The organism is Deinococcus carri, from assembly GCF_039545055.1.
GTDB classification, from domain to species: Bacteria; Deinococcota; Deinococci; order Deinococcales; family Deinococcaceae; genus Deinococcus; species Deinococcus carri.
Genome location: NZ_BAABRP010000001.1, coordinates 726,362 through 739,950 on the forward strand (window position 1 = coordinate 726,362; position 13,589 = coordinate 739,950).

The 13,589-nt window shown below is 69.5% G+C and carries 14 protein-coding genes; 7 read left to right on the forward strand and 7 right to left on the reverse strand.

Going from position 1 to position 13,589, the window contains the following annotated elements:
- Window positions 1-40 precede the first annotated feature (40 nt).
- The gene (locus ABEA67_RS03640) at window positions 41-754 is read left to right on the forward strand and encodes a DUF2259 domain-containing protein (RefSeq protein ID WP_345461004.1); all 714 of its coding nucleotides are present in this window, start codon (window positions 41-43) and stop codon (window positions 752-754) included.
- A gap of 72 nt (window positions 755-826) precedes the next feature.
- Here ABEA67_RS03640 and ABEA67_RS03645 read toward each other — a convergent pair whose 3' ends face one another.
- The 4 genes from ABEA67_RS03645 to ABEA67_RS03660 form a co-directional block, all read right to left on the reverse strand.
- Window positions 827-2,500, reverse strand: a complete 1,674-nt coding sequence (locus ABEA67_RS03645) for a VOC family protein (protein ID WP_345461006.1) — start codon at window positions 2,498-2,500, stop codon at window positions 827-829.
- Window positions 2,501-2,595: 95 nt separating this feature from the next.
- Complete coding sequence (locus tag ABEA67_RS03650) at window positions 2,596-3,090, reverse strand: MarR family winged helix-turn-helix transcriptional regulator (RefSeq protein ID WP_345461008.1); 495 nt, start codon at window positions 3,088-3,090, stop codon at window positions 2,596-2,598.
- Between the two features lie 209 nt (window positions 3,091-3,299).
- The gene (gene gdhA / locus ABEA67_RS03655) at window positions 3,300-4,634 is read right to left on the reverse strand and encodes an NADP-specific glutamate dehydrogenase (RefSeq protein WP_345461010.1); all 1,335 of its coding nucleotides are present in this window, start codon (window positions 4,632-4,634) and stop codon (window positions 3,300-3,302) included.
- Window positions 4,635-4,859: 225 nt separating this feature from the next.
- Window positions 4,860-6,143 carry an aspartate aminotransferase type Ic gene (locus ABEA67_RS03660; RefSeq protein WP_345461013.1) on the reverse strand — a complete coding sequence of 428 codons (1,284 nt, stop codon included), beginning with the start codon at window positions 6,141-6,143 and terminating at the stop codon, window positions 4,860-4,862.
- Window positions 6,144-6,323: 180 nt separating this feature from the next.
- On the opposite strand from ABEA67_RS03660, the gene ABEA67_RS03665 reads away from it, so the two are divergent.
- The 3 genes from ABEA67_RS03665 (at window position 6,324) to ABEA67_RS03675 (ending at window position 8,526) form a co-directional block, all read left to right on the forward strand.
- Window positions 6,324-6,866 (forward strand): LabA-like NYN domain-containing protein, encoded by a 543-nt coding sequence (locus ABEA67_RS03665; RefSeq protein ID WP_345461016.1) that lies wholly within the window; start codon window positions 6,324-6,326, stop codon window positions 6,864-6,866.
- An 82-nt stretch (window positions 6,867-6,948) separates the two neighbouring features.
- Window positions 6,949-8,019 carry a tRNA preQ1(34) S-adenosylmethionine ribosyltransferase-isomerase QueA gene (queA, locus tag ABEA67_RS03670; protein WP_345461019.1) on the forward strand — a complete coding sequence of 357 codons (1,071 nt, stop codon included), beginning with the start codon at window positions 6,949-6,951 and terminating at the stop codon, window positions 8,017-8,019.
- A 30-nt stretch (window positions 8,020-8,049) separates the two neighbouring features.
- The gene (locus ABEA67_RS03675; RefSeq protein ID WP_345461021.1) at window positions 8,050-8,526 is read left to right on the forward strand and encodes a hypothetical protein; all 477 of its coding nucleotides are present in this window, start codon (window positions 8,050-8,052) and stop codon (window positions 8,524-8,526) included.
- Between the two features lie 10 nt (window positions 8,527-8,536).
- Here the strand turns inward: ABEA67_RS03675 and ABEA67_RS03680 are convergent, their stop codons facing one another.
- Window positions 8,537-9,517 (reverse strand): GNAT family N-acetyltransferase, encoded by a 981-nt coding sequence (locus ABEA67_RS03680; protein WP_345461024.1) that lies wholly within the window; start codon window positions 9,515-9,517, stop codon window positions 8,537-8,539.
- An 83-nt stretch (window positions 9,518-9,600) separates the two neighbouring features.
- On the opposite strand from ABEA67_RS03680, the gene ABEA67_RS03685 reads away from it, so the two are divergent.
- Window positions 9,601-11,691 (forward strand): M3 family metallopeptidase, encoded by a 2,091-nt coding sequence (locus ABEA67_RS03685; RefSeq protein ID WP_345461027.1) that lies wholly within the window; start codon window positions 9,601-9,603, stop codon window positions 11,689-11,691.
- Window positions 11,692-11,786: 95 nt separating this feature from the next.
- Here the strand turns inward: ABEA67_RS03685 and ABEA67_RS03690 are convergent, their stop codons facing one another.
- On the reverse strand, window positions 11,787-12,302 hold the full coding sequence (locus tag ABEA67_RS03690; protein ID WP_345461030.1) for a chromate transporter: 516 nt from the start codon (window positions 12,300-12,302) through the stop codon (window positions 11,787-11,789).
- Window positions 12,299-12,901: a chromate transporter gene (locus tag ABEA67_RS03695; RefSeq protein ID WP_345461033.1), complete on the reverse strand. Its 603-nt coding sequence runs from the start codon at window positions 12,899-12,901 to the stop codon at window positions 12,299-12,301. The genes ABEA67_RS03690 and ABEA67_RS03695 overlap by 4 nt, the downstream gene beginning before the upstream one ends.
- Window positions 12,902-13,028: 127 nt before the next feature.
- Here ABEA67_RS03695 and ABEA67_RS03700 point away from each other — a divergent pair, with 127 nt between their 5' ends.
- Together ABEA67_RS03700 and ABEA67_RS03705 are read left to right on the forward strand one after the other, a co-directional pair.
- A complete protein-coding gene (locus ABEA67_RS03700; protein WP_345461036.1) occupies window positions 13,029-13,232 on the forward strand; it encodes a hypothetical protein in 204 nt (67 codons plus the stop codon).
- Complete coding sequence (locus tag ABEA67_RS03705) at window positions 13,229-13,582, forward strand: VOC family protein (RefSeq protein ID WP_345461039.1); 354 nt, start codon at window positions 13,229-13,231, stop codon at window positions 13,580-13,582. The genes ABEA67_RS03700 and ABEA67_RS03705 overlap by 4 nt, the downstream gene beginning before the upstream one ends.
- The last annotated feature ends 7 nt before the right edge of the window (window positions 13,583-13,589 follow it).

Consider the following 13,589-nt stretch of genomic DNA (forward strand, 5'->3'; position numbering starts at 1 on the left):
GGCCTCATGCCCTTGACGCTGCGGCCCTGTACGGTGAGGTATGCGCACTTTGCGGAAAACGGCGGCGGCCCTGCTGACCCTCGCCACTGTGGCCCTGTGCTCGACCGCCCACGCCGGGGACCGGCTGGAAGTGCTGCGGGTGGCCTTTTCGCCCTACGGCACCCGCGCATTGGTCGTGACGGGGGGCGTGCAGGACGGCAGCGGCTTCAGCACGGCGAGCCTCACGGCGGTGGGGACCGGGAACGGCCAGTCCCTGCTGAAGGCAGGTGCCCGCTCGACCACCCAGCCGGTTTCGGCGGTGGTGTCGGCCCTGCTGGCCCGCGAACGCCCCCGCCTCATTCCGCTGGGGCTGGTGCCGGGGCGCGTCGCGGAGCCGGTCTACGCCCGGACCTTCCCCACGCTGGCCCCGAGCTGGACCGAGGGCACGCCCGCCGGGCGCACCAGCACCACCGCCGTTCGCCTGTGGTCGCGCCCCGTGCCCATCCGCCTGACGGTGCGGCCCCTGCCCTCGCGCTGCCCCTACACCGAGATGCTGCCCACCGGTGAACGTCCCGCTGGCTTCACCCTGACCGTGAACGGGCAGACCGTCCACGACGACCGGGTGCTGCCCCCGGAGCGCCTCTGCGCGGCCCGCTACGCCCTCGACCGCGTGTACCGCAAGGGCAACCGCGTGGTGTTCATCGTCCGCGCCTACACCCCCGGCTTCGAGGGGCCGAACGCGGAGGTGCTGGTGGTGGCGGCGCTGTTGCGGTAGGGGAAAGGGGGCGGTGCGCGGTACGCAGTGCGCGGGATTTCGCTTTCCTGCGTACCGCGCACCGCCTCCCCCTCAAAGCCTCCCCGCCACCCCCTGCATGATCTCCCGCACCGCGTCCAGCTCGTCGCGGTTGATGCTGTGGCCCAGGCCGGGGTAGACGCGGGCGTCCACCTGGGCACCCCGCGCACGAAGCTGGGCGGCACTCTCCTCGAAGCGGGCGAGGGGAATGTGGGCGTCGTCGGGGGCGACGCCCATGAAGACGGGTGTGCCCTGGAGGTCCCCGGTCTGGTCCAGGGTGATCAGGCCCCCGCTGAGGGCCACCACGCCGCCCAGCCGCTTCCCATCCGGACGCTGGCCCGCGCGGCTGGCGTACTCCAGCGCGAGGCACGCGCCCTGCGAGAAGCCGCCCAGCACCACGTTCCGCGCCGGGATGCCCTGGGCTTCCAGCTCGGTCAGCACGGCGTCCACCGTGGCGAGGGCGCGGTCCAGGTGCGGCTGGTTGTCCTGCACGGGGACGAGGAAGGACAGGGGATACCAACTGTTCCCCTCTGCCTGCGGAGCCAGGTACGCGAAGGCGCTCAGGTTCAGCTCGTCCGCGAGCGAGAGGATGTCCGGGGCCGTGCCCCCTCGCCCATGCAGCAGCACCATCGCCACCCGCGCCTCGTTCAGCGGGCGGCCCGCCGCGTAGACCTGAATGCCCTCGCTGCCGGGAGCGGTTTCAGGAGCAGGTGGCGGGGTGCCCGGCTCCCGCGTGCCGATGGTCACGCCGTACTCGCGGCTCACGATGCGCGGCAGGTGCGCCTCAATGGCAGGGCGCTGGGCCTCGTACCACGCGGGGAGCTTCAGGTGCCGGCCCAGTTCCGCCACCGGTTCGTCGTCGGGGAAGCCGGGGGCGTCGGTGGCAATCTCGAACAGCACGCCGTTCGGCTCACGGAAGTAGATGGAGTGGAAATACTGCCGGTCCTGCACGGGCGTGGGCTGGTAGCCCGCCGCGCCCAGCCCCGTGAGGTAGGCGGCCTGTTCCGCGTCGTCCCGCGTGCGCAGCGCGACGTGGTGGACGCTGCCCGCCCCGAACGAGCCGCGCGGCTTGCCGGGCCGCTCCACCACGTCCACGAACAGGCCCACGCCGTCCCCGCTGCCCCGGAAGCGGGTGCGGGTGCCTTCCGCGTCGGCCTCCTGGCCCACCTCCGTGAAGCCCAGGTGTCCCACCAGCAGGTCACGCACCAGGCCGGTGTCGCCCACCCAGGCCGTGACCGAGTGGAAGCCGCGCAGGGCGTGTTCGGCGGGCACCGGGCCGGCGGGCCAGGGCTGCACGGGCTGGCCGGCCTCGAAGACCAGGTCCACCCAGGTGCCGTCGGGGTCCTCCAGGGTCAGCACCCTCTCCCCGAACCGCTCGCTCTCGTGCAGGGCGTAGCCCTGTTCCCCCAGGCGCGTGCGCCAGTAGCCTTCGCTGCCGCGGGGGGCGCTATAGGCCGTCGCCACCACCTCGCCGTTGCCGCGCACGCCCCTTTTCGCGCCCGGCCAGGGAAAGTGGGTCATGATGGTGCCCGGCTGCCCGGTCAGGTCGCCGTAGTACAGGTGGTAGGTGCCGGGGTCGTCGAAGTTCACCGTCACCTTGACCAGCCGCTGCCCCAGCGTCTGAGAGTAGAAGTCGATGTTGCGCTGCGGGTCCGAGGCCATCACCGTGATGTGGTGTAGCCCCTGAACTGGCGTGGTGCCGGGAATGCGGGCAGGGGAGGAGGTCATGCTCCGAATATAGTTCAATGTTAAACGATTTGGTGTAAGCGGGGCACGTTGCCCCAGGTTTCGGTACCCGTGATGGTGCGAGTCTCCCGGAGGAGCTACGGGTCGCGCCGCCTGCGCCTCGGCGCGGTTTCTTCCCCTGCCCAGGCCAGCCCGCGGCCCAGCTTGCGGGTCAGGCTGGCCAGGTGGCCCAGTTCCTCGGGCGTCAGGCCCGCGAACACGTCCCGGATACCGCGCACATGGTCGGGCAGGACGCGGCTGATCAGCGCCTCGCCTTCCGGGGTCAGGAAGATGTTCATTACCCGGCGGTCCTGCGGGTCACGCTCGCGGCGCACCAGGCCGTCGCGTTCGAGGTTGTCGATCACCATCGTCAGGTTGCCGCTGGAGCGCAGGATCTTGTCCGCGAGCTGGCGCTGGTTGAGCGGCCCCAGGTGGTACACCGCCTCCAGCACGCCGAACTGGCTGATCGTCAGCCCGTGGTCGGCCAGGTGCCGGTTCGCGTTCACCTCGACCGCGTGCGCCGCGCGCCACAGCTTGATGTAGGCGTCGAGCGCGGCGCGTTCCTCCGGTGAACCTGCGTAACGGGTGGGCATGCCGGCTATCCTCGGGGCAGAGGGGGCGGGAGATCAAGCCGTGCCGACGTGGCGGTGCTGCTGTGATGGGTGGTCATACGGATTCCGTCCAATTCCTGAACAGTCGGGAGGGCACCGCCTGTTCATCCATCTCCCGAAATCCGCCCTTGTTCCTTCTCCCTCCGGTCGGATTTCCGGGTGTTTTCAACACCCTTCAATCGGAATCAGTATCAGACCACGCCCTGCGCCAGCATCGCGTCCGCCACCTTGATAAAGCTGCCGACGTTCGCGCCCCGCACGTAATCCACCGTGCCGTCGGGCCGGGTGCCGTGCTGCACGCAGACATGGTGGATGCTGCGCATGATGCCGTGGAGGCGCTGATCCACCTCCTGCGCGCTCCACGACAGCCGCATCGCGTTCTGGCTCATCTCCAGGCCGCTCACGGCCACGCCGCCCGCGTTGGACGCCTTGCCCGGCGCGTAGAGCAGCTCCTGCTCGGTGAAAAGCTGCACGGCCTCCGCCGTGGAGGGCATATTCGCACCTTCCGCCACCAGCAGGCAGCCGTTCTGAATCAGCGTGCGGGCATCCTCGCCGTTCAGTTCGTTCTGGGTGGCGCACGGCAGGGCGATGTCACAGGGAATGGCCCAGGGCGTCCGGCCGGGCAGGTACTCCAGCCGGAACTGCTGCGCGTACTCTTCCAGGCCACCCCGGCGCACATTCTTGAGGTCCATCAGCGCGTGCCACTTCTCTTCCGTCAGCCCTTCGGCGTCGTACACGGTGCCCCGTGAGTCGCTCCAGGAGACCACCTTCGCGCCCAGGCTCATGCTCTTGAGGGCTGCGTACTGCGCCATGTTCCCCGACCCGCTCACCGTGACGCGCTTTCCGGCGAAGTCGTCGCCCCGGCGGTTCAGCATCTCCTGCGCGAAATACACCGTGCCGTAGCCGGTGGCTTCCGGGCGAATCAGGCTGCCGCCATAGGCCGGGGCCTTGCCTGTCAGGACAAAGCCGCCCTGCCGGGTGATGCGCTTGTACTGCCCGTACAGGTAGCCGATCTCACGTGCGCCGACGCCGATGTCCCCGGCGGGCACGTCAAAATCCTCCCCGATGTGGCGGTAAAGCTCGGTCATGAAGGACTGGCAAAAGCGCATCACCTCGCCGTCGCTCTTGCCCTTGGGGTCGAAGTCGCTGCCCCCCTTGCCGCCGCCCATCGGCAGGGTCGTGAGGCTGTTCTTGAAGACCTGCTCGAAGGCCAGGAACTTCATCACGTCCAGCGTCACGCTGGGGTGGAAGCGTAGGCCGCCCTTGTACGGCCCCAGCGCACTGTTCATCTGCACCCGGAACCCACGGTTCACCTGCACCTGCCCGGCATCATCCACCCAGGGGACCCGGAAGAGGATGGCCCGCTCGGGTTCCACCATCCGCGAGAGCAGCCGCGCCTCGCGGTACTCGGGATGCGCCTCCAGAAAGGGCCACAGGCTCTCGGCTACCTCGCGCACCGCTTGCAAAAAATCAGGCTGGTGCGGGTCACGCGCCGCCACGCCGTTCAGGAATTCTTCCAGGCCCATTCCTGCATTCCTCCCGGTTTTCACACCGGCACCGCCCTTCGCGAGAACCGTTTCCATAGTGAGGCAAGGGTAAAGGGAGCGGCCGCGAGGGGAGGGGGGGCCGTCTAGTTTTTTGTTAGACGTATTCTTTTTTCATTAAGTGGGAATTGGAGTCGGAGTGGGACGCTGGGAACCACCTGTGTCCCCTCCTGCCCCTCTCCGTGTGGTATTCAGCGAGGACTGCCCTCAGCGCTTCCCCTGCTCCTGCGAGGCCCGGTATTCCTCGGTCGCCAGGCGGATGCAGGCGGCGACCCCCTCCATCGCCGTGCGGACCTCCTCCACGGGTGGGCGCGTGGGCGCGAGGCGGAGGTTGCGGTTGTGCGGGTCCTGCCCGGCAGGATACGTCGCCCCGGCGGGCGTGAGGCTCACCCCGGCCGCCTCCGCGAGTTCGACCACGCGGGCGGCGACCGGCTCGGCCGTATCCAGGCTGATGAAATATCCACCCTGCGGCAGCGCCCAGGTGGCATAGTCGCCCCCTTCCCCCAGCTCGGCGCGCAGCACCTCGTCCACCGCGCGGAACTTGGGGGCGATGATGGCGGCGTGGCCCTGCATCAGGCCCTCCAGACCGCCGGGGTAGCCTTCCAGGAACTTCACGTGCCGCGCCTGCTCGACCTTGTTGGGGCCGATGCTCTGGGCGTTGAGGTACTTCGACAGCCACTTGACATTGTCCTCGCTGCTCGCCACGAAGCCCAGGCCCGCGCTGGCGAAGGTGACCTTGCTGGTGGAGGCGAACACGAAGGCCCGGTCCGGGTAGCCCGCGTCCCGGCACAGCACCACGAAGTTCACGGGTTCGGCGCGCTCCTCCTCCGAGAGGTGGTGGACCCGGTAGGCGTCGTCCGCGAAGATGGTGAAGTCGGGGGCCGCCGCCTGGAGGCCCGCCAGTCGCCGCGCCTTTTCGGGGCTGATGCTCTCGCCGCCGGGGTTGGAGTAGGTGGGCACGAACAGCACACCCTTGACCGAGGGGTCCGTTCCGGCCAGGCGCTCGATGGCGTCCACGTCCGGGCCGTCGGGTTGCATGTCCACTGTGAGCAGCTCGAAGCCCAGCGTTTGCAGCAGCAGGAAGTGGCGGTCGTAGCCGGGCACCGTCACGATCATCTTCGGCTTCTGCGTGATCCAGGGGGAGGTGCTGCCGCGCACGCCGTGCAGCAGGGCAAAGGTCAGCACCAGCCCCTGGAGTTCCAGGCTGGAGTTGTTCCACACGACCACGTTCTCGGCCTTCACGTCGAGGTACCCCGCGAACAGGGCGCGCGCCGAGGGCAGCCCCGCCACCCCACCGGGGTAGTTGCGCAGGTCCAGGCCGTCCATCTTCACGTCCCCCTCGTTCAGAGAGGTCAGCAGCCCGTTCGAGAGGTCGAAGTCGGCGTCGGCAGGTTGCCCGCGCTGCATGTTGAGTTTCAGGCCGCGGGCCTGGAACGCCTCGTATGCTGCGCGGGCCGACTGGAGGGCCTGGGCGGGTGCTCGACTCGTCATGTGCCCACGTTACCCGTGCCACGTCCGGGAGGGGAGGGGCCTGTTTGACCCGGCTGGACGGCCCCGCCGGTGGGCGTAGAATGGGCGGGTCCGGCGGGCGGAGGAAGCCTGCCCGCGCCCCTGGCCGCCGGACCGTTTCTGGCTGGTCCCTTTTTCGCCCATCCCAACAGGAGAATCCCAATGCAGTACGTCGTTTCCCGCCCCCGCGTGGGCGTTTTTATTGACACGCAGAACCTCTACCACTCCGCCCGCGACCTGCTGGAGCGCACCGTCAACTTCGAGACGATCCTGCGCTGCGCCACCGAGGGACGCGAACTCGTCCACGCCATCTCCTACACCGTGGAGCGCGAGGGCGAGGCGACCGCGCGGCCCTTCATCTACAAGCTGTCGGCGCTGGGTTACAAGGTCCGGCGCATGAACCTCACGCTGCATCACGTCACCGACGGCGGCAAGGCCATCTACGAGGGCAACTGGGACATGGGCATCGTGGCCGACATGGTGCGCCTGATGGACCACCTCGACGTGGTGGTGCTGGGCAGCGGCGACGGCGATTTCACCGACATCGTGGAGGTCTTGCAGGAGCGCGGCAAGCGCGTGGAGGTGATCGCCTTCCGCGAACACACCGCCCAGAAACTGATTGACGCCGCCGACCGCTTCACGCACCTGCCCGACATCGAGGAGGCGCTGATGCCCGCGCGGCAGAAGGGGGAGGTCAGGGGTTAGGGTTCAGGGGTTAGGTTTTAGGAACTTCCGCTTTTGCATAAGCTTCCTTTCCCTAACTCCTAACGCCTAAGCCCTAACCCCTATGGACGCCGACGCCGTTCTCGCCCGCCTCGCCTTTCAGCTCCCCCCCGAGCGCATCGCGCAGACGGGGGCCGAGCCGCGTGACTCGTCGCGGCTGATGGTGGTGACGCAGGAAAGTCTTTCGCACCGCGTCTTCCGCGACCTGCCGGAGCTGCTGCGCGCCGGGGACGTGCTGGTCTTCAACGAGAGCCGGGTGATTCCGGCGCGGGTGATGGCCCGCAAGCCCGTCACGCCGGAGGGCTTCGGCGGCGGCCAGGTCGAGGTGCTGCTGCTGCGGGAAGAGGAGCAGAACGTCTGGTCGGCCTACCTCAAGCCCGCCAAGCGCGCGGGGAAGGAGTTGTGGCTGGGCCAGCCCGGAGGCGTGCAGCACCGCGCCGAGGTGGTCGGCACTCTCCCCGACGGCGCGCGCCTGTTGCGCTTCGACCACGACATCAAGCCTCACCTCGACGAGATTGGGCGGCTGCCACTCCCGCCCTACATCGCGGCTGGGAACAGCGACGAGACGTGGCGCGAACGCTACCAGACGGTGTATGCCCGCGAACCGGGCAGTGTGGCCGCACCCACGGCGGGCCTGCACTTCACGCCCGAGCTGCTCGCGCGGCTGGACGCGCTGGGGGTGGAACGGCACGCGATCACGCTGCATGTGGGGGCGGGCACCTTCCGGCCCGTCACGGGCAGCGTGGCCGACCATGTGATGCACGCCGAGCGGTACGCCATCAGCCCGGCGACGGCAGAGGCCGTCAATCGCGCCAGGGGGGAAGGCCGCCGCGTGATCGCCGTCGGCACCACCACCGTCCGCGCCCTGGAAAGCAGCGCGCACGTCGATGGCACGGTGAACCCCGGCGAGGGCGACACCCGCATCTTCATCACGCCGGGCATCCCCGTCCGTGTCCCGGACCTCCTGATCACCAACCTGCACCTGCCCGGCAGCACCCTGCTGCTGCTCGTCGCTGCCTTCGCAGGCGAGGAACGCATCCGGGCCGCGTATGACGCCGCGCTGGAGCAGGGCTACCGGTTCTACTCGCTGGGGGACGCGATGCTGCTGGAGAGGGCGGCAGAAGAGGGCAGATGAGGTCGGGGCCGCCGCCCTATGCTGTTCGGTATGGGCCGCCTGCCGCTTGACGCTGAACGCCAAGATGAGGGGTGGCAGACACACGCGCTGCCTGCGAAGGAGCAGCGTCTTCCCATTTGGTTGCGCGTCCTTGGGGTTGTGGGGACGGCGACGGGAGCCGGTGTCGTGCTGTACTACACAGCCATCCTCCTTGGACTTGGCTTTCTGCTCAGGGAGTGGGCGGGGCCGTCGTTCGCTGACCTCTTTTCCCTGCTTGGGAGTATCCTCGTGCTTCCCGCGCTGTTGCTGGTCGCCAGCTTCCTGCTGGGCATGCTCTTTCTGTGTTTTCTGTGGGCGCGGGGAGAACAGTTCGTTCCGGCACTGAGTACTGTGATCGGCCTGCTCCTCGCCCTGGCGCTGGCACTGTTGTCCGCGTTCGACTTCATCTCCTGGCAGGCTCTCCTGGTTCCGGCGGCTCTCGTGCTGCCCGGCCTGATCGCCTGGGTCCGGTTCCTGCTGCTCCGGTAGGTTTCGCCGCCTACATCTCCCGCCTCAACGTCACCATCGCCGCCTCCCGCACGAACCCCAGCCGCTCGTTGATGGCGAGCATGGGGCGGTTGATGGCGTGGTTACCTGTGCGGGCGTGGGTAAAGCCCCGACCCAGCGCCGCGCGGGCGGCCGCGAGCTTGAGGGCATAGGCGACACCGTGGCCGCGCCAGGCGGGCAACACGCCCGTCAGGCCGTTGTGCAGCGTGCCCGGCCGGGTCGGGACAGGCTGGCTCAGTTCGCTGAGACCCACCCACTCGCCGCCTGGGGCCACGGCGATGAACTCGCCCACGGGGTCAATCCTGCCGGACACGCGGCGTTGCCAGACCTCGAAGGGCCACACGCTGATCGGTGTGGTGCTGGGCACGTCGAGCAGCAGGGCGGCTGTCAGGGCATACAGGTGGCGCTGGGCGGCCTCGTCGAAGTCGTCCACCAGTTCGCCCAGGGGGGCGATGCGGAGGCCCGCGGCCCGTGCGCGGTCCTCGTAGGCGGCAAAGCGTGCGAAGTCCAGCGTTCGCAGGTCCAGGGTGCTGGACCACATCCGGTCGTGTTCGCGGTAGCCGTGCGCCTCGTGGAAGGCTTTTTCCCACCAGTCCTCCCGCACGCGGGTGACGAGGGTGTGCGCGCCGGACTGGCGGGCGTTCGCCTCCGCGTGGGCCAGCAGGGTTTCGGCCAGCGCGCCCCCGGCCAGGTCCGGCCGCGTCCGCACGGTCACGTCCAGCCAGCCGGGATGCCCGTCCATCCGGGGCACGCCCGTCTCGGCCAGGCCCAACAGCTCGCCCCCAGCCAGCACCAGTGTGCGCACGAACGGCTCGCCTTCCAGGCGGCCCGCGTCCTGCCGTTCCAGGTCTTCCGGGGCGACAGGGGCCTCGGGGTGGGCAGCCGTCAGGAAAGCGGCCACGCGGGGCACGTCGGCGGGCCGGGCGGGCTGGAGGACCAGGCCGGAAAGCAGGGGAGGGGTCAGGGTGTCCATGCGGAAGCAAAGCATGGCGGCAGGGCGCGCGCATCCGCCGATTGGCGCAGCAAGGAGCAGGCCTCCCTCTCTATACTCGCCCCATGACACAAGTGCCCCCGGTGGCCGACGGCAATCCTCACGCTCAGGGTGAAAATCCCCTGCTGAACGTGGGCTTCCGCATTCCCTTCGACCGGATTCGGCCCGAACATGCCGAACCCGCCGTGGACACGCTGCTGGTGCAGACGCGCGCGAGCCTGGAGCGGCTGGCACGGGCGGGAGAGCGTGACTACGCGGGCTTCATGGCCGACCTCGACACCCTGACCGAACAGCTCGACACGGTGCGCGTGATCGTGGGCCACCTCGACGGCGTGGTGACCAGCCCCGAGTGGCAGGCGGCCAAGCGCGCGATTCTGCCCAAGGTGACCGAGTTCTACACCCAGCTCAGCCTCCACCCCGGTCTGTGGGCGGCTCTCAAGGGGTTCGCGGAGACGGACGCGGCCCGCGCCCTCGACCCGGTGCGCGCCCGGCACCTCCAGATGACCCTCGACGAGTTCCGCCGCGAGGGGGCCGACCTGCCCGAGGAACAGAAAGCGCGGCTGCTGGAGGTCAACACCCGGCTGGCGCAGCTCACCAACGACTTTTCCAAGAACGTGCTGGACGCGACCGCCGCCTTTGAGCTGTACGTGCCGGGGGAGCGGCTGGCGGGCGTGCCGGGGCGCGTGCGCGAGGCGACCCGGCTCGATGCCCAGAAGCACGGCCAGGAGGGCCACCGCCTGACCCTGCACCAGCCCACGGTGGAACCCGTTCTCACCTACGCCGACGACCGCGAGCTGCGCCGCGAACTGTGGCTGGCGCAGAATGCCGTGGGCGTGCAGCCGGGCCGCGACAACCGCCCGCTGGTGCTGGACATCCTGCGGTTGCGCCGCGAGCAGGCCCGGCTGCTGGGCTTCCGTGACTTCGCGGATTATGTGCTGGAAGACCGCATGGCGGGCCGGGGCGAGCGCGCCCTGACCTTCGAGCGCGACCTCGAGGCCCGCATCCGGCCCTTCTTCGAGCGCGAGAACGCCGAGCTGGAAGCCTTTTACCGCGAGCAGGCCGGGGCAGACGCGCCCGCGCTGGAAGCCTGGGACGTGGCCTACTGGGCCGAGAAGCAGCGCCAGGCCAAGTACGACTTCGACGAGGAGGCCCTGCGGCCGTACCTGGCCCTGGACAACGTGCTTGCCGGCATGTTCGAGCTGGTCCGCCGCGTGTTCGGCATCACCGTCCGCGAGGCCGAGGCCCCCGTGTGGCATCCCGAGGTGCGCTACTACGAGATTCTCGACGAGGAAGGCACCCACATCGCCTCCTTCTACACCGACTGGTTCCCGCGTGACACCAAGCGCAGCGGCGCATGGATGAACGGCTTCATGACCGGCGGCCCGCGTGCCAGTGCTGATAGGGAGGGCGGCGTGGACCCCCACCTGGGCCTGATGTGCGGCAACATGACGCCCCCCAGCGGTGAGACTCCCGCCCTGCTCTCCATCCGCGAGGTCGAGACGGTCTTCCACGAGTTCGGGCACCTGCTGCACCACGCGCTCTCAAAGGTGCCGGTGCGCAGCCTGAGCGGCACGCGCGTGGCCTGGGACTTCGTGGAACTGCCCTCGCAGATCATGGAGAACTGGGTGCTGGAGCGGGACGCGCTCGACCTTTTCGCCCGTCACTACCAGACCGGCGAGCGGCTCCCCGACGACCTCTACCAGCGCCTGATCGCCGCCCGCAACTACCGCGCCGCGAACACCACCATGCGCCAGCTCGCCTTCGGCACGGTGGACCTCTCGCTGCATATCGAGTTCGACCCGGAGGCCCCCGGCGCGGACCCCACCCAGGAGGCGCGCGAGATCATGGCCCGCTTCTTCCCCTATCCCCTGATGCCGGAGTATGCCCGCATCGCGCAGTTCGGCCACCTGTTCAGCAGCCCGGTGGGCTACGGGGCCGGGTACTACTCCTACAAGTGGGCCGAGGTGCTGGACGCCGACGCCTTCAGCCGCTTTGCCGCGGAAGGTATCTTCAACCGCGAGACGGGCCGCGCCTATGTGGACACTATCCTCAGCCGCGGCAACAGCGCCGACGCCGCCCAGCTCTACCGCGACTTCATGGGCCGCGACCCCGATCCCGAAGCCCTGCTGAAGCGCAGCGGCTTGGTCGAGGCCTGAGCGTCACCCGCCGCTGACTTCCGGCCCTCACGTGGTGGGGGCCGGTTTTGCTGACTGGTGACAGGGTCCTACCACCGCTGGATTGTCTGCCGCCCTCACAGACCCAGCAGCGCCCCCACCACCGCGGCCCCCAGCACGACCACCGCGCTGTTCACCCGCGTGCGCCGCAGCAGCACAAAGGCGAGGACGGCGAGCAGCGCCGCGGGCCAGGACGTGACGCTCGTCCGCGCCAGCACCAGCGCCCCGGCCAGCATCACCCCGCCGCCGAAGGGCAGCAGCGCGTCACGGAAGGCGACCGCCCAGGGATGTTTGCTGTGCCGCTGCCACAGCAGGGCGGCCAGGGCACTCAGCAGCGCCGTCGGGCCGTAGAAGCCCAGGGTGGCGACCAGCGCCCCACCCAGCCCGGCGGCGGCATACCCGTAGTGCGTGACGGCCAGCATGTTCGGCCCCGGCATCAGTTGCCCCAGCGCGAACCCGTTCGCCAGCGTCCGCGTGTCGATCCAGCCGTGCTGCAAGACCAATGCCCGCTCGATTTCCGCCACGTTCGTCCCGCCGAAGCTGATCAGTCCCAGCCGGGCAAAGGCCAGGAACATCTCCCAGAGGTCGGTCATGCGGCTCCATCCCGTGAGCCTGGCCTGGGTCGGTGAATCAGCAGCCCGGCCCCCAGCAGCACCAGCAGCACGGGGAAGAGGTCCAGCCGCAGCACCCCCAGCGCCAGAAAGGCCAGGACCGTGATGACCGGCCCGCCCCTGACCTGCCACCCCACCCGCACGACGGGCAGCGCGGCGGTGAGCAGCACGGCCAGCGCCGCACAGGCCGCCCCTCGCAGGGCGCTCTGAAGCACGGGGGGCAACCCGGCGGGCTGGCCCAGCGTGACCACACTGACCGCGAGCATGGCGAGGAGGCCGGGCGTCAGGACTCCCAGTGTGGCGGCCACCGCGCCCGCCCGACCACCCAGCCGCGCGCCCACCATCGCCGCGAGATTCACCGCGTTCGGCCCCGGCGTGAGCTGCGCCAGGGTGAACGTCTCCGCAAAGGCCTCGTCGGTCATCCAGCCGCGAGTGGTCAGCGCGCGGCGCGTGTGGGCGGGCAGGCCGCCACCGATGCCGGAGAGCGCGACCCCCACGAACATCCGGGCGAGGCTCAGGGGCGTGGGGGCCGGGGCGGCCGGGTCAGCCTCCGGCGGCGTGGTCGGCGCGGTGGAGGTCATGCCAGGAGCGTAAACCCGTATCCAGCGGCCCCTCCCGTGACTGTTAGGGGAACAGCCGCGCACGCAACGCACGAAAAGAGCGAAGAGGCTCCTTGCTAGGATGCTAGTAAGCTAGTAACCTGAAGCTATGGGTGACGACGACAAGCGGCAGTTCAACATCTACCTGCCCGACTCGCTGATTCGTGCGGTGAAGATCGCCAGCGTGGACGCGCGGATGAGCCTCAGCAGCTATGTGGAGCAGGCGTTGCGTCAGCATCTGCTGATCGAGGCGAAGGCAAAACGGGCCGGGGACGAGGCCGCCGCGCTGTACCGCCGGGAGGAGCAGGCATGAGGCCCTACGTTCTGATCTACGCCACCGACGTGAACCGCAGCCGCGCGTGGTACGAGCGCCTGGGCTTCCGCCTGCGCCGCGTGAACCGGCATGGCGGCTGGGCCGAACTGGAATGGGGCGACTTCCTGCTGTACCTGCACGGCACGGCGACGCCCCGCCCCGCCGGTTTCGCCCTCCCCGGCTTCGAGGCGCAGGAACCGCTGGAGGGGGTGGCGGCCCGTCTGGCGGCGGCGGGTGTCCTCCCCGACCCCGTGATCCTCGACGAGGGCTACGGGCGCGTGCTGCGGCTGCGCGACCCCGACGGCCACGACCTCGAAATCGTGGAGCATGACCCGGAGCTGTATGCCTGAAGGGACC